General features: G+C 65.4%; 2 protein-coding genes. Both read left to right on the top strand.

What is annotated here, in order from left to right; translation table 11 throughout:
- The first annotated feature begins 194 nt into the window (after positions 1–194).
- Positions 195–1,724, top strand: a complete 1,530-nt coding sequence (gene istA / locus CG471_RS29565; protein WP_082730872.1) for an IS21 family transposase — start codon at positions 195–197, stop codon at positions 1,722–1,724.
- Positions 1,725–1,735: 11 nt separating this feature from the next.
- Positions 1,736–2,476 carry an IS21-like element helper ATPase IstB gene (istB, locus tag CG471_RS29560; RefSeq protein ID WP_066675312.1) on the top strand — a complete coding sequence of 247 codons (741 nt, stop codon included), beginning with the start codon at positions 1,736–1,738 and terminating at the stop codon, positions 2,474–2,476.
- The last annotated feature ends 128 nt before the right edge of the window (positions 2,477–2,604 follow it).

The raw sequence follows: 2,604 nt of genomic DNA, 5'->3' as shown, positions 1-2,604 counted from the left end.
TGCTGATTCCGAGGGAAGCCGCCCCCTCATTCCGAAATGATGCCGCCCCCCTGTTCCGAGAATTACTCGCCCCCTGATTCCGAGATGATGTCGCCCCCTTTGCGGGGATGACGATGAAGGTCCGCTGCTGGGATTAGGTTTGCTTCCTTTGGGTTGTCCGAGGGAGGGAGCCGATGTCGGCGGAGCGATTGAGTATGCGACGGGTTCGCGAGATTTTACGGTACCGGTTTGAGCAGGGGCTGGGTCACAAGGCGATTTCGTATCGGGTGGGCGCCGCGCCCTCGACGGTGCGCGAGACGCTGAGGCGGGCAGCGGTCGCGGGTCTGGCTTGGCCGCTGGGCGCGGATGTCAGCGATGCCGTTCTGGAGGCGGCGCTTTACCGCGCGGCTGGCACCAAGACCGGCCATCGCCGCTGCCCTGAACCGGACTGGGCAGCGATCCATCGCGAGTTGAAGCGCAAGCATGTGACGCTGCAGATCGTGTGGGACGAATATATCGCTCAGCATCCGGAAGGTTATCGCTACAGCCGGTTCTGCGATCTCTATCGTGGCTGGGCGGCGAAGCTGCCGGTCACGATGCGGCAGACCCACGCCGCCGGCGAGAAGCTGTTCGTCGACTATGCGGGCGACAAGGTGGCTGTCGTGGTCGACCGGCTGACCGGCGAAATCCGCGACGCGCACATCTTCGTGGCGGTGTTGGGTGCATCGAGCCTGTCCTATGCCGAGGCGAGCTGGACCGAGACGCTGCCCGACTGGATCGCGGCGCACGTGCGGGCGCTGGAAGCCTTCGGCGGCGCGCCTGCCCTGTTCGTGCCGGACAATGCCAAGGTCGCGGTGATCAAGGCCTGCCTTTACGATCCACAGGTCAACCGCAGCTATGCCGAGATGGCGGCACATTACGACAGCGCGGTGCTGCCGACCCGTCCGCGCCGCCCACGCGACAAGGCCAAGGTGGAGGCCTGCGTGCTGATCGTCGAGCGCTGGCTGTTCGGGCGCCTTCGGCATCGGATCTTCTATAGCCTGGCCGAACTCAACGCCGCGATCGGCGACCTGCTCGCCGACCTCAATGACCGCCGTATCATGCGCCGCGTGGGCCAGACCCGGCGCCAGCTGTTCGAGGCCATCGACAGGCCTGCGCTGAAAGCTCTGCCGCTGGAACCCTATGTCTTCGCCGAATGGCGGCGGCGGCGCGCTGGTCTCGATTATCATGTCGAGATCGAGCGCCATTATTACTCGGTCCCGTATCGCTTCGCGCGCGAGCCGGTCGAGGCGCGGATCACCGCGCGTACGATCGAACTGTTCCACAAGGGTGAACGGATCGCCGCCCATATGCGCGGCTCCGGCAATGGCCGGCACACGACGATATCCGAGCATATGCCGTCATCCCACCGGCGCTTCGCCGACTGGACGATCGAACGCATCGCCACCGAGGCGGCCGCGATCGGCCCCTGTGCCGCCCTGCTGTGCGAGAAAATCCTGACCGATCGCCCGCATCCCGAGCAGGGCTTCCGGGCCTGCCTGGGCATCGTGCGCCTGGTGAAGGGCTTCGGCCGCGAACGGGTCGAAGCGGCGTGCAGCCGGGCGCTCGATATCGGCGCACGCACCTATGGATCGGTCCGATCGATCCTCGACAACCGGCTCGATCAGGCGCCCGCGCCCCGGCAGGCGCGCGACGATCGGACGATCACCCACCCGAATATCCGGGGTTCCCGCTACTATCACTGAAGGAGATCATGATGCTTCAACATCCCACTCTCGACCGGCTGAACGCAATGGGGCTGGCTGGCATGGCCAGGGCGTTCGACGAACTGGCCGCCAATGCCGAAGCCGAGCGGCTCACCCATCCCGAATGGCTGGCGCTGCTGCTCGACCGCGAATGGAGCTTCCGCCACGACCGCAAGCTGGCCGCCCGGCTGCGGTTCGCCAAGCTGCGCCATCAGGCAACCCCCGAGGATGTCGATTATCGCAGCCATCGAGGTCTCGACCGGGGGCTGTTCCTCAAGCTCGTCGCTGGTGACTGGATCGCCGCTCGCGACAATCTCGTCATCTGCGGCCCGACTGGCGTCGGGAAATCATGGCTGGCCTGCGCGCTAGGCCATAAGGCCTGCCGCGACGACCGTTCGGTGCTGTATCAGCGGGTGCCCAAGCTGTTCGCCAGCCTGGCGTTGGCACGCGGCGACGGACGCTACGCCCGCATCCTGGCCAAGCTCGGCAGCGTTCAGCTCCTGATTCTTGATGACTGGGGGCTTGAGCCACTCGATGCTCATGCCCGCTACGACCTCCTCGAAATCCTAGAAGAGCGTTATGGCCGTCGCTCGACGATCGTCACCAGCCAGCTGCCGATCGCGGCGTGGCACGAGGTGATCGGCGATCCGACCTATGCCGACGCCATCCTCGACCGGCTCGTCCACAACGCCCACCGCCTGGACCTCGACGGTGACAGCATGCGCCGGGTCAAATCCCCTTCAGAGGCTTGACGACCGGCACGAACGAAATAACAACAGACGTAGCCAGCACGGCCCTGTCTCCGGGGGGGCGACATCATCTCGGAACGAAGGGGCGCAATCATCTCGGAAACGAGGGGCGGCTTCATCGGAATCGGCAG

Source organism: Sphingobium sp. IP1 (assembly GCF_002708645.1).
GTDB lineage: Bacteria > Pseudomonadota > Alphaproteobacteria > Sphingomonadales > Sphingomonadaceae > Sphingobium > Sphingobium yanoikuyae.
This window is presented reverse-complemented; position numbering and strand designations above follow the sequence as displayed.

Coding starts and splice junctions, on each gene's coding strand:
- istB (WP_066675312.1), top strand. CDS start 1,736: ATGCTTCAACATCCCACTCTCGACCGGCTGAACGCAATGGGGCTGGCT.
- istA (WP_082730872.1), top strand. CDS start 195: ATGCGACGGGTTCGCGAGATTTTACGGTACCGGTTTGAGCAGGGGCTG.